This window comes from Wohlfahrtiimonas chitiniclastica DSM 18708 (assembly GCF_000375345.1).
GTDB classification, from domain to species: domain Bacteria; phylum Pseudomonadota; class Gammaproteobacteria; order Cardiobacteriales; family Wohlfahrtiimonadaceae; genus Wohlfahrtiimonas; species Wohlfahrtiimonas chitiniclastica.
Genome location: NZ_AQXD01000003.1, coordinates 1 through 14,946 on the forward strand (window position 1 = coordinate 1; position 14,946 = coordinate 14,946).

Annotated in this window: 17 protein-coding genes; 4 read left to right on the forward strand and 13 right to left on the reverse strand. The window is 44.4% G+C overall.

Annotated elements, in window-relative coordinates:
- Positions 1–202: 202 nt before the first annotated feature.
- The 5 genes from B143_RS0106505 to ispG all read right to left on the reverse strand — a co-directional run bounded on the left by B143_RS0106505 (position 203) and on the right by ispG (position 4,756).
- The gene (locus B143_RS0106505) at positions 203–760 is read right to left on the reverse strand and encodes an elongation factor P hydroxylase (protein ID WP_018122656.1); all 558 of its coding nucleotides are present in this window, start codon (positions 758–760) and stop codon (positions 203–205) included.
- 52 nt (positions 761–812) lie between these two features.
- Positions 813–1,961 (reverse strand): L-threonine dehydrogenase, encoded by a 1,149-nt coding sequence (gene yiaY, locus B143_RS0106510; protein WP_018122657.1) that lies wholly within the window; start codon positions 1,959–1,961, stop codon positions 813–815.
- Between the two features lie 119 nt (positions 1,962–2,080).
- Positions 2,081–2,833: a lytic transglycosylase domain-containing protein gene (locus B143_RS0106515; RefSeq protein ID WP_018122658.1), complete on the reverse strand. Its 753-nt coding sequence runs from the start codon at positions 2,831–2,833 to the stop codon at positions 2,081–2,083.
- A gap of 20 nt (positions 2,834–2,853) precedes the next feature.
- Positions 2,854–3,546: a tRNA (guanosine(46)-N7)-methyltransferase TrmB gene (trmB, locus tag B143_RS0106520; RefSeq protein ID WP_008315310.1), complete on the reverse strand. Its 693-nt coding sequence runs from the start codon at positions 3,544–3,546 to the stop codon at positions 2,854–2,856.
- Positions 3,539–4,756, reverse strand: a complete 1,218-nt coding sequence (gene ispG, locus B143_RS0106525; protein ID WP_018122659.1) for a flavodoxin-dependent (E)-4-hydroxy-3-methylbut-2-enyl-diphosphate synthase — start codon at positions 4,754–4,756, stop codon at positions 3,539–3,541. The genes trmB and ispG overlap by 8 nt, the downstream gene beginning before the upstream one ends.
- A gap of 133 nt (positions 4,757–4,889) precedes the next feature.
- On the opposite strand from ispG, the gene hemJ reads away from it, so the two are divergent.
- Positions 4,890–5,324, forward strand: a complete 435-nt coding sequence (gene hemJ, locus B143_RS0106530) for a protoporphyrinogen oxidase HemJ (RefSeq protein ID WP_018122660.1) — start codon at positions 4,890–4,892, stop codon at positions 5,322–5,324.
- 64 nt (positions 5,325–5,388) lie between these two features.
- Here the strand turns inward: hemJ and B143_RS0106535 are convergent, their stop codons facing one another.
- Entirely contained in the window at positions 5,389–5,610 is a 222-nt protein-coding gene (locus B143_RS0106535; protein WP_008315313.1) for a hypothetical protein, read from the reverse strand.
- Between the two features lie 161 nt (positions 5,611–5,771).
- On the opposite strand from B143_RS0106535, the gene B143_RS0106540 reads away from it, so the two are divergent.
- The 3 genes from B143_RS0106540 (at position 5,772) to B143_RS0106550 (ending at position 11,668) form a co-directional block, all read left to right on the forward strand.
- A complete protein-coding gene (locus B143_RS0106540; RefSeq protein WP_018122661.1) occupies positions 5,772–9,005 on the forward strand; it encodes a UvrD-helicase domain-containing protein in 3,234 nt (1,077 codons plus the stop codon).
- Positions 9,002–10,810 (forward strand): exodeoxyribonuclease V subunit alpha, encoded by a 1,809-nt coding sequence (recD, locus tag B143_RS0106545; RefSeq protein ID WP_018122662.1) that lies wholly within the window; start codon positions 9,002–9,004, stop codon positions 10,808–10,810. The genes B143_RS0106540 and recD overlap by 4 nt, the downstream gene beginning before the upstream one ends.
- A gap of 93 nt (positions 10,811–10,903) precedes the next feature.
- Positions 10,904–11,668: a transporter substrate-binding domain-containing protein gene (locus B143_RS0106550; protein ID WP_018122663.1), complete on the forward strand. Its 765-nt coding sequence runs from the start codon at positions 10,904–10,906 to the stop codon at positions 11,666–11,668.
- Here the strand turns inward: B143_RS0106550 and B143_RS0106555 are convergent.
- Genes B143_RS0106555 through B143_RS0106585 form a run of 7 tightly spaced genes read right to left on the reverse strand, consistent with a single transcriptional unit; the run spans position 11,639 to position 14,896 of the window.
- Positions 11,639–12,220 (reverse strand): M48 family metallopeptidase, encoded by a 582-nt coding sequence (locus B143_RS0106555; RefSeq protein ID WP_018122664.1) that lies wholly within the window; start codon positions 12,218–12,220, stop codon positions 11,639–11,641. The two genes, B143_RS0106550 and B143_RS0106555, sit on opposite strands and share 30 nt — an antisense overlap.
- A 1-nt stretch (position 12,221) precedes the next feature.
- Positions 12,222–12,833, reverse strand: a complete 612-nt coding sequence (locus B143_RS0106560; protein ID WP_018122665.1) for a MiaE family protein — start codon at positions 12,831–12,833, stop codon at positions 12,222–12,224.
- Positions 12,833–13,204 carry a glutaredoxin domain-containing protein gene (locus B143_RS0106565; RefSeq protein ID WP_018122666.1) on the reverse strand — a complete coding sequence of 124 codons (372 nt, stop codon included), beginning with the start codon at positions 13,202–13,204 and terminating at the stop codon, positions 12,833–12,835. Before B143_RS0106565 ends, B143_RS0106560 begins: the two co-directional genes overlap by 1 nt.
- Positions 13,201–13,584: a rhodanese-like domain-containing protein gene (locus B143_RS0106570; protein WP_018122667.1), complete on the reverse strand. Its 384-nt coding sequence runs from the start codon at positions 13,582–13,584 to the stop codon at positions 13,201–13,203. The genes B143_RS0106565 and B143_RS0106570 overlap by 4 nt, the downstream gene beginning before the upstream one ends.
- A complete protein-coding gene (locus B143_RS0106575) occupies positions 13,581–14,126 on the reverse strand; it encodes a disulfide bond formation protein B (protein ID WP_018122668.1) in 546 nt (181 codons plus the stop codon). The genes B143_RS0106570 and B143_RS0106575 overlap by 4 nt, the downstream gene beginning before the upstream one ends.
- Positions 14,123–14,398 (reverse strand): accessory factor UbiK family protein, encoded by a 276-nt coding sequence (locus B143_RS0106580; protein ID WP_018122669.1) that lies wholly within the window; start codon positions 14,396–14,398, stop codon positions 14,123–14,125. Before B143_RS0106580 ends, B143_RS0106575 begins: the two co-directional genes overlap by 4 nt.
- A 45-nt stretch (positions 14,399–14,443) precedes the next feature.
- On the reverse strand, positions 14,444–14,896 hold the full coding sequence (locus B143_RS0106585; RefSeq protein WP_026165754.1) for a DUF441 domain-containing protein: 453 nt from the start codon (positions 14,894–14,896) through the stop codon (positions 14,444–14,446).
- Positions 14,897–14,946 lie beyond the last annotated feature (50 nt).

Here is a 14,946-nt window from a genome sequence, read left to right on the forward strand (position 1 = left end):
TTTTTTTCAGCGAGGGAAACTAAACAACCATCTCAACCTCTCAAAACCCTTCAAACTCACCGCTTTTCAGCAGCGCCTCGTTCAGAAGAGGTGCTCATTATAGATAAATTCAGAGAGGTGTCAACACCCTTTTTCAATTAATTTTAAAGTATTTCACAAAGATCATATTTAACAACAAGATAAAGTATAAAAATAATTGAAATTATTGTGCACTGAGTTCTATAAAGCGCGCCACCGTCATCTTTTCTGTGCCATAAAATGCATTTAATGCCTTTAAAAAACGTGCGGCACGGGGCGGAATGTCATCATTTGCCAACATTTTGATCACATTTTGGCGCACACTTTCACGAAATGCCACATGATCAGGCTCAAAATCGCCCTCTAAATTATCGCAACTGACATAAAACGGTACATTCGTCGCCAAACAAAAGAGCCAATCCACCGATTGCGGACGAATCTCCATCCGTTGAAATTGATTTTGCTGATCTTCCGTGCGCCCATCTGGGCAATACCAATAGCCATAATCTTCCAATAAACGGCGCGCCTGCCCTGCAATGCACCAATGTGAGGTTTCGTGCAGCGCGCTGGTAAAATAGCCATGGGCAAAGACAATTTGATGATATGGCACCGCATCATTGGCAGGAATATAAATGGGCTCATCCTCCCCTTTCACCAATAGAGTATTGAATTCATCGTAAAACTCATCCTTAAATAGACGAATCAAATCCTGATAATCATGCACTTTGCCACCTTTATCCATAAAAAAATCCCCAACGAGTGGGGATTATAATCAATTGTTCAATTTGTTACAGTTAGAATGCTGCTTTGAAGATTGCAATCACTTCTGCTTCATCGCCTTTGCGTGGGTTCGTAAAGGAGCAAGCATCTTTCAATGCGTTTTCTGCCAAAATGGTGAAATCTTCTTCTTTCGCGCCTAAATCTTTTAAGCCTGCAGGAATGCCCACATCTTGACTTAATGTACGAATCGCTGCAATTAATGCTTTTGCACCTTCTTCATCACTCATCGCGCGAGTGTCGATGTCAAAGCATGCCGCTAAATCTTTTAAGCGCCCTGCCGCCACTTTTGCATTGTATTCTTGTACGTGTGGCAATAAGACTGCGTTACATACACCATGTGGTAAGTCATAAAAACCACCGAGTTGGTGTGCCATTGCGTGCACATAACCTAAAGATGCGTTGTTAAATGCCATGCCTGCTAAAAATTGTGCGTAAGCCATTTGTTCACGGGCATGCATATTTGCGCCATCATTCACTGCATCGCGTAAGTTTTTATGAATGAGCGCCACTGCTTTAACCGCACAAGCATCTGTGATTGGTGTTGCCGCTGTGGATACATAAGCCTCAACCGCATGCGTCAATGCATCCATCCCTGTGGCAGCTGTTAATGATTTTGGCATGCCTTTCATCAATTCAGGATCATTCACGGATAATAATGGTGTGGTGTGCGCATCCACAATCGCCATTTTAATGTGGCGTGATTCATCTGTAATGATACAGAAATAGGTCATTTCAGAAGCGGTACCCGCAGTCGTGTTAATAGCAATCAATGGCAACTGAGGTTTTGCTGATTTATTGATGCCTTCATAATCGTTGATTTTACCGCCATTCGCTGCCACTAAAGCAATGCCTTTAGCACAGTCATGTGGAGAACCGCCACCTAACGAGATGATGGCATCACAATGTTCTGCTTTTAAAATCTCCAAACCTTCTTCCACATTTTTCGTGGTTGGGTTCGGCTTAGTGCCTGAGTAAACGGCAGATTCAATGCCTTTATCTTTCAAACCTTTTACAACTAAGTCAATGATACCTGCGCCTTTTAAGCCTTCATCACTCACGATTAAGATTTTTTTAAAGCCTTGGGCTTTAATGTCGTCATACGCGAGATCGAGTGCACCTGCACCCATAATATTTTTAGAAGGCATTAAGAATTGTGTGGCCATAATATACTCCTTACGTTTAAAGAGGTGATTGAATAAAACTTTATTATTGTCTGACTACTCTTCACTATACAGAAGTGATCTGCCATTGATCCTGAGCTAGATCATACTTTATGTTAATTTTAGTAACCTTGTGCCCTATACTGTTGATAGTATTGTAACACTTTTGGTACATAATTCATCGTTTCTTTATAAGGCGGAATTTTATTGCCATATTTACGCACAGAGCCTTCACCGGCATTATAGCCCGCTAAGGCAAGCGAAACATCCCCAAAATAATCCAGCAACCAACGCAAATAAGCAGCGCCACCGCGCATGTTTTGAATGGGATCATAAGGATCATCCACCCCAAAACGTGCCGCTGCAGCTGGCATCAATTGCATCAATCCTTTTGCACCCGCATGAGAAATAGCATTTGGATTATAAGCTGATTCCACCGTAATCACCGCATGCAACAGCGCTGGCTGTAAATCATATTGGCGGGCAATCATGGTGATGTAAGGCGCAAAGCTGTCACGCCCTTTCATAGTGGGCAACGAAGGGGGCGGACGAAGAATGGGATTAACCCCTGCAGCTTCAATGCCATGATTGGCAAAGGCGCGAGGGCGCGGGAAATCCCCTTGGAACTCAGAGCCATCAGACACCATCGTCACCGTGCGGCTAAAGCGCGGTGCATTGAGCAATTGCTGCACATCTTCCACCGCATTGTCTTCTTCCATAATGGGCGAGAGTCGTTTCACAAGCGCCCCGCCCTCAATCGGATGATTCACATAATGGGTTTGCCCAAACTCATCTAAATACGAATAAATGTCGGCATACGCAACGAGCGGCATCAACGTCAAGACGCTGGCTCGAAGGATGCTTTTGATGATCATAGAGCGTTGGCTCACAACACTTAACGACGCTTAAACAACAAATCCCAAACGCCGTGACCTAAGCGTTCGCCGCGGGCTTCAAATTTTGTTTTTGGTCTAAAGTCAGGGCGCGGCGCAAAGCCTTCATGACAGTTTTCAAAATCAGGATGCGCCGTTAACACTTCCATCATCTGTTCTGCATAATTTTCCCAATCAGTGGCTAAATGTAAAATGCCGCCTTTGCTCATTTTTGTCGCCAATAAATTCATGAATTCAGTTTGCACCAAGCGACGTTTATGGTGTTTTTTCTTGTGCCAAGGATCTGCAAAAAAGATTTGCACACGATCAAAGCTGCCATCTTTAATTTTATGTTTGAGTAATTCCACTGCATCTTCATTGGCAGCACGTAAATTGGTCAAACCGCGCTTTTCAACTTCTAACAATAAATGCCCAACGCCCGGACGATGCACTTCTACGCCCAAAAAGTCACGTGTTGGCGCAGCTTCTGCCATTGTGGCTAAGGATTCACCATTGCCAAAGCCAATTTCTAAAGTGCGTTCTGTATTCGTGCGCCCAAAGAGCTGATCTAAATCGAGCACATCCCCTAAATCTTCTTCGCGCAATAAATATTCGCTGCTCTCTAAAACGCGCTCTTGCCCTGCTGTCAAACGCCCTTCGCGTTTCACAAAACTGCGCACTTCACGCATATAAACCGGCTTTTCTGTATTATCCATAAGTTCTTTCGACATATTGTTTCACAATCTCTATAAATTCATCTGCAATTCGGTCACCTTTTAACGTCACCGTTTTTTGTCCATCTTCGTACACAGGTGCCACCGGTGCTTCACCGCTGCCGGGCAAACTGATGCCAATGTTCGCTAATTTTGATTCACCAGGACCATTGACCACGCAGCCCATCACCGCAACCACCATTGATTCAACACCTGGATACGTGCCTTTCCATTGAGGCATCACTTCATCTAAGTAACCTTGAATGTCTTGGGCTAAACGTTGGAAGTAATCACTGCTTGTGCGCCCACAACCTGGGCACGCCGTCACTTTCGGTGAAAACAAACGAAGCCCCAAGCTTTGCAAAATGTCTTTACCCACCATCACTTCTTCAGTGCGTGGCGCCCCTGGCAATGGCGTTAAAGAGACGCGAATGGTGTCGCCAATGCCTTGCTGCAAAATCACGGACAACGCCGCCGTCGAGGCCACAATGCCTTTAGTGCCCATACCAGCTTCCGTTAAACCTAAATGGAGCGGTAAATTCGTTTGCATCGCCATGCGCTGATACACGGCGATCAAATCTTGGCATTGACTCACTTTGACAGATAAAATCATCTGATCATCACGAAGCCCCAAAGATTTGGCATACGCAACGCTCTCTAATGCTGACACAATCATCGCCTCACGCATGATCATCTCATTACTCAGTGGCACCGCGCGATCCTGATTTTCGCTGAACAATCTAGCCAATACAGCTTGATCTAAACTGCCCCAATTGACGCCAATGCGCACCGGCTTTTGAAATTTCACCGCCGCTTCAATCATGGCAGAGAACTGCTCATCACGCTTTTGACCGCGCCCCACATTACCCGGATTGATGCGAAGTTTCGCCAACGCTGCCGCGCATTCTGGATATTTCGTCACCAAACGATGGCCATTGAAATGAAAGTCGCCAATGACTGGCGTATCGTACCCGCGCTTTAACAATTCATCGACAATTTTCGGCACAGATTCAGCCGCTTTTTCGGTATTGACGGTGATGCGCACCAACTCAGAGCCCACATCCGCCAATTCAATGATCTGTTGTGTGGTGGCCGCGACGTCTTCGGTATCTGTATTGGTCATCGATTGCACACGGATGGGATAATCCGACCCAATGCCGACCTTCCCAACCATCACTTGCGTGGTTTGACGTCGTACAATTGTATTAGTCATTAGAGAGACAAATCCTACTCAAAATAAAGCGTTTATTATCGCTAAGTGCACCTTATAACTCAAGAAGAGAAAATTCCACAAAGATGATTTCAAGGTTACAATGGGTGACTTTTTACCAACAGGGAGTTGTTTTATGAGTTATTTAGCATTCAAGGCTTGGCACATCATCGCGATGGTGACGTGGTTTGCAGGTCTCTTTTATCTACCGCGCTTATTTGTGTATCACGCCATGAACAAAGATCCACAAACAAATGAAACCTTTAAAGTGATGGAGCGTAAATTGGCCATCATGATGGACATTGGCGCCTTTTTCACCATTGCATTTGGTATCACCATGATTGTTAAAAACCCAGCCCTTTTAAAAATGGCATGGTTACACATTAAATTATTATTGGTGGTATTTTTAGTGGCTTATCATGTGATGTGCCGCATCTATGTGAAAAAATTCCGCTTAGACCTCAACAAGCACACCCATAAGTTCTACCGCTTATTCAATGAATTGCCAACGGTACTCCTTGTGGCGATTGTTTTATTGGTGGTGTTAAAACAACCGATGTCTTTTAGCTAACACTCAATCAGACATAACAAAAAAGCCAAACAATCGTTTGGCTTTTTGATGCGTCATGCATTCATTAATCAATGTGATCTTTTAATAACGCAAGCACGCCTAATGTACAAATCAAAACTTTACCCGTCGTGAGGGTTAAATAGACTTTTTTATCTTTAACATTGATCAAGGTGATGTGTTCAATGGCTACAAATGAATACTGGCTACGATGCGCGGCGCCCACAATAATCTCTCGACCCGTGTCACGGTCAACCGTTCCCAAAATATTAACTGTAACGAATTTCATATAGTTCCTAACCTTTTTGATTTTCTGTTATTACAATTCGTTTAATTCTGTAATACACTTGCCTTTCAATCAGACGATTATAAACCAATCGAACTCAAATATCCTAATGAAATAATTACCTTCCGTAATGATCTCAGTAAGGCGAATTAAAACAAATAGTTATGAAAATTATCGAACCATTGACCTCTAAACTCGAAGGCAGAGTGCTCATTGAGGCATCCGCAGGCACCGGCAAAACATACACCATCACCACACTTGTGATTCGTTATCTGCTGGGCATTGGCGTTGCGCCCCTTCGCTTAGAAGACATTCTCATTGTGACGTTCACTAAGGCTGCCACCGCTGAGCTGCGCGTGCGCATCTACAGCCGAATTTTAGAGGTGCAAGAGGCATTTAAAACAGGCCACAGTGAAGATCAGCTGATTATGGAGATGCTCAAGATCGTCCCACAGACTGAGCATTACAAAGCCCGCCTCATTCTCAAAGAAGCAGAACGCCTGATGAGTGATGCGAACGTATTCACCATTCACAGCTTTTGTCAGCGCTTTTTGAGCCAAAACCCTTTAGATTCCCATTTACCCTTTGATGTGCGCCTTGAAACCTCAGACACGGAACTGAAAACCCAAGCGGCCAAACAGTTTTGGCGCGAGGAGTGTTATTTCTTCTCAGAGCGTTTAGCGGCCATTGCCTTTCCTGTGTATAAAACGCCTGACCATGTACAAACCATGGTGTCGCCTTTTTTATCTGTGGCCGATACTTTAATCGCCCCTGACAATCTCTTTGCTTTAGAAGATGCCGTATTCAATGCCTTTAATGAGGATGGCGAGCAAGACACCAATCAAATCAAAACCTTGCTCTGGAGCTATGCCACCAAAGCTTTTGACCGCATCTTTTTACGCATCAAAGGCAAACATGGCGTGTTGTTTTTCGATGACCTCATTCATGAAACGGCTAAACTCGTCCGACAAGCCACACCAACGCAACTTGCACACATTCAAAAACGTTATCAAGTGGCGATGATCGATGAATTCCAAGATACCGATCACACGCAATATGAGATTTTCTCCACCCTCTTTGGTCACAGCAAAGAACGCACACTCTTGATGATTGGCGATCCTAAGCAATCCATTTATAAATTCCGCGGGGCGGACATTCACACCTATTTACAAGCAAAAGCAGCCGCTGAGCACAGTTATTCGCTGGGCACCAATTACCGTTCAAGCGCCGCCTTAGTCAAAAGCGTCAACGAACTCTTTGAGCAAACGCCCTACCCCTTTTTAAATGAAAACATTCCCTTTCAGCCGGTGAGTACGCCAGAGAAAGCAGCGCTGAGTTATCTCTCCATTGATGATGAGCCTCAAACTGGCATCACGATTGCCCATTTATCGGGTGACAACAATAAAGGCACATTTCAAGCGGCAACAGCGCATTACATTGCACAGCGCATCAAGTGCCTACTCAAAAGCGGTCAAATCCATAAAGATGGCACCCGCCGCTCGATTGAAAACAATGACATCACCATTTTGGTGCGTGATAAAAATGATGCCACCACGATTTTAAAAGCCCTTCGCGCAGAGAATCTACCGGCGGTGTACCTTTCTGATAAAAATAAAGTCTTTAAGAGTGAAGCGGCGCACCTCATTCATCTCTTTTTAAAAAGCTTACTAAACCTACGCAATCAAGAATTAATGAAGCAAACGTTTGCCTCTTTGCTCTATCAATTCACCTTGCAAGATCTACACAATGTGCTCCATGACCATTTGCAATATGAGTCTTTACTCTCCGAGCGCGAACAGTGTTTAGAGGATTGGGAACGCTTTGGCATCATTCCGATGGTGGATAAATTCCTCCATCGCCATGGACGCATTCACCGTTTTCGTAATCATCCGGAATTTGACCGCATCATGACGGACATTCGCCATGTGTGTGAATTACTACAAGCCCAAAGCTTGTTAGCGCCCACAAAAGAGGCATTGCTTGACTGGCTCAATCTACAAATGCAACTGCCCGATGAAGGCGGCGATGAAACCGCCGGTGGCAGCTATAGTTTGCGTTTAGAAAGTGAGATGAATGTCATCACCATCATGACCATCCACAGCTCAAAAGGGCTGGAGTTTCCCATCACATTTGTGCCTTCAAGCCTAGAAACTCGTAACATTAAGCCGCCCTTTATTGTCGATGACCCAAAAGATCCAAACCTAAAAACCATTGACTTTCAAGCCAACCCTGACTTTGAAGCCGATGCCCTCACAGAAATGCAAGCTGAAAACATGCGACTGCTGTATGTGGCGCTCACGCGTGCAAAATATTATTGCGAGATTGCCTTGTCAGAAAATTTTCTGTCTGGCAAAAGCAACATCAATGCCAACATTGTGTATGCCAAGCTTTTTGATCATCCTGGCAATGAACCCTTTACGCTTGAAGCACTCCGTCAACTTCAGTCCATCAATGTCATCACCATCAATGAGACGCCAAGCGTTCACTACGATCCGCCGCCTGTGGTCAACGATGTTTTAAGCGCCGCCCATTTTCATGGACACATTAATCGTCGATGGAACATCTCTAGCTTCACGCAATTGACGCGCCATGCACCGAACTCCTATTTTGCCGATAACCTCAGCGATGAATCCCCCATTGACCCTGACAGTGAACCTGATGTTCTGCCCGATGAAGCGCTGCCTCCTTCCATCTTCACCTTTCCAAAAGGGGCACAAACGGGCACATTCATGCACACTTTATTTGAAAAATATGCACCCCAGGCCATTTTTGAAGACAATCGACTCGCTGACCTCATCACAAAAAGCGCCTTGCCAGAAACCGTCACCACGCAATTAGAGCTGTGGATACCCATTTTAGAAGCCTGGCTCACTAAAATTTTTGCCCATCCCCTGTTGCCTCATTGCACCTTTGGGGATGCGCTGCAGACAAACGCTCTGCATGAATTGGAATTTCTCTTTCCAGTGGCACATTTAACGCCGGAGCGCTTCAATGATTTTTTAAATCAACACCGTGAGCAAACTGCCGAGCTTGATTTTTTCACACTCGAAGGCATGATGAAAGGCTTCATTGACCTCATTTTTATGCACGAAGGGAAATTTTACATCATCGATTATAAAACCAATCACCTTGGCAATACACTTGAGGATTATCAGCACGATGCGCTGCACCAAGCGATGCTTGACAACTATTATGATGTGCAATACCTCATCTATACCGTGGCATTGGTCCGTTATTTACGTTTTCGCATGTCAGATTTTGATTATGATCATCACTTTGGCGGCGTGTTTTATCTCTTTGTGCGTGGCATGACAGATACCGGTGATACAGGCATCTATTACACCTTGCCAAGCCGTGATCACATCAACGCCCTAGATCAATTGATGGAGCAACCATGAGCGATTTATTAACGTATGCCCAATCATCAGGCTTTTTCACAAGCATTGATTGCCATTTTGCCAAAACCCTCAGCAAAACGGATCCAAAATTACAGTTACTGGCCCTCATTGTGAGCCGCGCTTATGGCTCAAAGCACACCATGGTGCCGCTGCACTACATTTATCATGAACGATGGTTCACCGGCTTTGATGCCCAAAAGATGGATGAATGCATGACAACCCTCAAACATTTGGCCGGCATTGACGCCATTGAGGATTGGGCGCCGCTGTTTGCTTGGATCAAGCAACAGCCTCATTATCCTTTAGCGATTGCCAATAATGGCGTTTATTTGGCTAAAAATCTCCATTACGAAACCATCATTGTGGATTTTTTAAAGCGCCATCAAGACAGCGATGCGAACATGCCAAGTGATGGCACCATCGATCTTTTGCATCAACTCTTTCCCCGCAGTGATGAGATTGATCATCAAAAAATCGCCGCTGTCAATGCACTCCTTTCGCCAACCTCCATCATTTCCGGCGGGCCTGGCACCGGCAAAACCACCACGGTGATTCGCATTTTGATGCTGCTCCTCAATGAGCATCCGAATTTACACATTTCACTTGCCGCCCCCACGGGGAAAGCAGCGGCACGCTTGAGTGAATCCATTGAAAAGCAAAAAACTGACTTTACAGCCCAGCGGCCAGAACTGACCCATTTACTGGATAAAATCCCCAGTCAAAGCACCACGCTGCATCGCTTATTGAGTTTTAACCCCAATCAAATCAAGCCGCGTTATCATGCATATCATCCTTTGCCCACCGACCTCATCATTATTGATGAGGCCTCGATGATTGATCTCTATATTTTTAATCTCTTGATTGAAGCTTTACCGCCGCATGTGCGCATCATTATTTTGGGCGATAAAGATCAGCTGGCCTCCGTGGAAGCCGGTGCCATTATGGGGGAGATTTGCCAAAACATCGGTTATGATGCCAAGCGCCTTGCCCTCATTGAAAACATCATGGGGCAATCTTTAGCCGCCGAATTTACCCCAAAGGATGTGCCGCTTAATAATGTGACGCTGTTAACCAAAAGTCATCGTTTCTCTGAGCATTCAGGGATTGGGCAATTGGCAAAAGCTGTCAATGAGCAGCATGCCCGCAGTTTCATGCCAATTGTGGCGCAATTTCCCGCTGAACTCACCTTCATCAATACTGGAGAAGTGGGCAACTGGCGCACGCTCATTCATGCACTACTTGCTGATTATGTTGCACTCTGCCAAAACAAAGCTGAGCCACGCGTGCTCTTTGATGCGTTACAAAAGGTGCGCATTTTATCCGCCATCAATGTGTCAGAGTTCGGCACCCATGCGCTCAATGAATACATCAGCACCACACTGTTTAACGCTGATGGCAATGGGCTTTATCACGGGCAAGCCATCATGATTTTGCAAAATGATTATGTCAATCACATCTTCAATGGTGATGTGGGCATCATCACAGAGGACAATGGGCGCATCATCGCCTATTTTGAAAGTGACAATGGCGAATTAAGGGCGCTGCCAGTGCAGCTCTTGCCCCATTATGAAACGGCTTTTGCCATGACGATCCATAAATCCCAAGGCAGTGAGTTTGATCATGTGATGCTGGTATTGCCTGATTTTTACAGTAAAATCCTCACCAAAGAGCTGCTCTATACAGGCATTACACGCGCTAAAAAACAGCTCACATTGATGGGTACGCCGCGCATCATCGAAACCACCATTCGCAATCATACTGAGCGATTCAGCGGCATTGGGGCGCAGTTAAACAGATACTCATAAAATAGGTTAACAACTTCATATTTTTCAAGTAAGATCAAAAAAAGCCATCAAGCTTTGAATGATCCATATAAATCACTGAAAAATGAGGATAAAATGATTTTACTGCGTTCTGCAACTATTTGTTTATCCATCGCTTTAGCGATGGCTTCAGTGACAACTGCACGTCCGTTGTCTGAAATTAAAGAAAGTGGCACATTAAAAGTCGGAGTTCCTGGCGATTACGCACCTTTAGCTTTTTATGATGAAACTAAAACACTCGTAGGTTTCGATATTGATCTTATCAATGATTACGCTAAAAAAAATAACCTACGCATTGAATTTATGACCACTTCATGGCCAACCCTCAGCCAAGATCTAAAAAACAATCAATTTGATATTGCAGTTGGTGGTATTACATATACAGATAAACGCGCAACAGAATTTTTATTGTCCAATGAAATCCTACCTAATGGAAAAATCGCATTAGCACGCTGTTCAATTTCTGAAAAACTTAACAATTTTGATAACATCAATCAACCATCCATTACATTGGTTGTCAATCCAGGTGGTACAAATGAATCATTTGTAAATGAACGCATTGATCAAGCAAATATCGTACGCGTAAAAGACAATTTTGATAATTTACAAGCCCTACGTGATCAAACTGCCGATGTCATGATTACAGATTTAATTGAAGGAAAATATTATCAACATAATGAGCCCAATGTCCTATGCATGGCCACAACTCAACCATTTGACCAGACAGAAAGCTATAAAGCCTACATGATGAATCAAGATGATGGCGAACTACTGAACAGTGTCAATCAATGGTTAAAAACTACTGACTTATCAATATTTACCCAAAAGTGGGGTATGTAAGGTTAGCTGCTTTAACAATTGAGCACGGGCACGCCAATCCGGTAAAAAATGCGTCATGAGCGCTTTAAAACGGTGATTGTGACTGGCTTCTAATAAATGAGTGAGCTCGTGCACAATCACATACTCTAAACACTCTTGTGGATATGCGGCAAGATAAACATTGAGCCAAATGCGCTGAGCGCGCGGATTGCATGTGCCCCAGCGCGTTTTCATTTTTTTAAGGCGCCATTCGCTTAATGTCACGCCCATGATGAGCAACCACTTTTCTAATAATGGGGGAATCGCCCCATTCAATGCTTTCCGATACAGCGCTTCGATATCCTCGTCCCCCACATAAGGTTGCCCCCAAAGATAAACGCCATCTGTGGTTTTTGCTGCATCAAATGCCGCAAGCTTTGTTAAAACCCAAGGCTCATGATGCAGCAAAGCGGCCTCAAGAACCGCTTGTGATAAATGCTCTGGCGCACTGACGCACACTTGACCATCGCGTTGAATGCGAATGTATAAATGCTTGATGGGCTTTTTGATCACCACCCAATCAATATTGGTCATATTACGCTGGTATACCGCTGTGGAAGCGGAACACAGAATCCGGCGTTAAAATCGCCGCCTTTTCCACTTCTCCAAAGAACGCAATGCGCTCGTCAATCGATTGCCCAGCATATTGCGCCGCTAATTTTAAATAATCCTGATAATGGCGCCCTTCTGATTTAATCAATGCATTGTAAAAATGGTTGAGCTCATCATCTAAATGTGGTGCAACACGGAAAAAACGCTCACACGAACGCGCTTCAATGTAGGCACCGATGATCAAAATATCCGTCAAACGTTCTTTCGCCGTTTTGCGTAAATGCTGACGTAAGCGATCTGCATATTTAGAGGCCTCTAAATAGCGATACGTCACATTGCGCTTTTTCATGATGGCGGCAACTTGCTCAAAATGACGCAACTCCTCACGCGCTAAGCGGGACATTTTATGCTGTAAGTCCTCAAGCTCTGTGTATTTCATAATGAGATTGAGTGCGGTAAATGCCGCTTTTTTCTCACAATTGGCATGGTCAATGAGCAAAATATCCATGTTTTCTGGCTTCTTTGCTTCATCAATCCATGCTTGTGGTGTTTCACACTGCAAAAATGTTTCAATTTCAGGTAACAAAACCGCCATTACACTGCTTCCTTCGCCAAAGTTTGTAAAAAGATGATGATGGCATCGGACTCATATAACCACGTTGTGGAGTTGTCCGGATTGATGATGTACAAGCATGGCACTTGGCGCTTGCCGCCATTTTCCATTAAACGTTTTTCTGCTGCGGGTTCTTTGGCATCAATGAGCTCAATGTTTAAATTCAAACGGCGAATCTCACGGCGCACTTTTACGCAAAATGGGCACGCATGATATTGATATAACTTTAATTTAGCTGTGGCTTCATCTAGTTTTTGTTGCGCTTCTACTGAACGCGCCATCGGCGTCGGTGCTGTGATGGCATCGACAGCTAAAATGATTTTCCCTAAAATCCAACGAATGGCTTTCATCATAATGTTTTCTCCTTATTCATCTCTTGCCACAATGTCCAAGCTTTGTAGCCACCTTCTAAATCGTACACTTCGCTAAAGCCTTCCTCTAACAGGATATTGCGGGCTTTTTCACTGCGATTGCCTGAGCGGCAAAACAGATACACCGGCTCATTTTTATTGAGGGTTTGAATGTTTGCTCTGAAATCATCGGCTAAAAAGTCGATGTTTTGTGCATTGTCTAACGTGCCTTCACTGAATTCTGCGGGCGTGCGCACATCAATCAATTGCTGAGTACTTTTTAATGCCGCATAATCAGAAGGCTGCTGCAAATGACTCTCCGCCATGGCAAAACCCGTTTGCAGGGCAAATGTCGTCATCAACACGCATAATAATCGTTTCATACTCTTTTTCTCCATCCTTCATACAAGGCTGACAATAACATCAAGCTCACCACCACAATGAATGCCGTAAAGATCATCAACATCCATTCTGCCATATTCATGCCCATCAACTGCCATGTGTCTTCCCCACAAATGCCAAACTGCTGAAAATGTGACGGCACCCAACGATTCATCGGCAGCCCAAAAGGGAAATCTGCATTCGTTAACGAGCAGCTGCTTGTGAAGGGATTATAATCAGGGCTCAGGCGATCTAAAATGATGCGCTCTAACTGATAGCTGTAGAGCCAACCTTTCACCAATGCCCACAAAACGCCCACATAACCCACCACTTTACAGATCAGCGCACGGGGATGAATGGCAGCAATCATGGCAAACACAAACGCCGCCACCAAGGCAAAACGGATGTACACACACTTTTCACAGGGATCTTGCTTTAAATGCCCTTGAAAATAGTACACCGCCACCAACTCAAGTCCAAGCGCCATAAAGCCGCCAAACAACCAAAGCCAACGTTGATTTTGCCATGCTGCCAACTGTTTCATTCAGCTTGATCCGTTTTTTGTTGATTCAAAGATTCAATCACTGCTTCTAATGCTTCAACGCGCTGCTTTAATGCATCAACTTCGCTGCGGGTTTTTAATAAAATCTTTTGTTGGATCTCAAACTCATCTTGCTTAGCAAACTTAAAGTTTGGCAAGAGGTTTTCCATTTGCGTTTTGACCATATTTTCGATCTCTGCATGTGTATTTTTGAGGCCTTCAGGTAATGATTCTTGAATTTTACCGGCCATGCTTTGTAAGAAATCTTTTGGCATTGTGTCCTCACATTTCGGATAAAAAAGCCCATTATACGCTAAAGCTTACTGCCATCGTACCAATAAAGATAAAAGTCCTGCGGCAATGAGTGGCCCAACGGGCACACCATTAAAGAGCGCAACGCCGATGATCGTTCCAATCAAAAGTTCTGGCACATACATCGGGCGCGCTTCTAATAACGTTGCACCTTGCGAGCCGAGCCAAGCCACCGCAATGCCCATGATGATTGCCATCACCGATTGCCAATTTTTTAAATTCCCAAGCACCTCAAGCGGATTGATTTTGCCACTTGCCAATGGCGACATGACACCAATTGTGAGCACAATCACGCCAAGCCATAAGCCCTTTTTTTCCACCCATGGCAACAATTGATTGAGCGGCGTTATTTTCATCACAATGAGCACAAGCATCGCAATCAATACAGTGTCGTTTTTACTCAACAGCCCAAGCCCTGCAATGATGATTAAAAACAGTAACGTAAAATCTAGATGTGCCATGGATTTGATCGGTCCTTTTTTCATGAAGTGCGTCTCCTAATGCTGCCCCA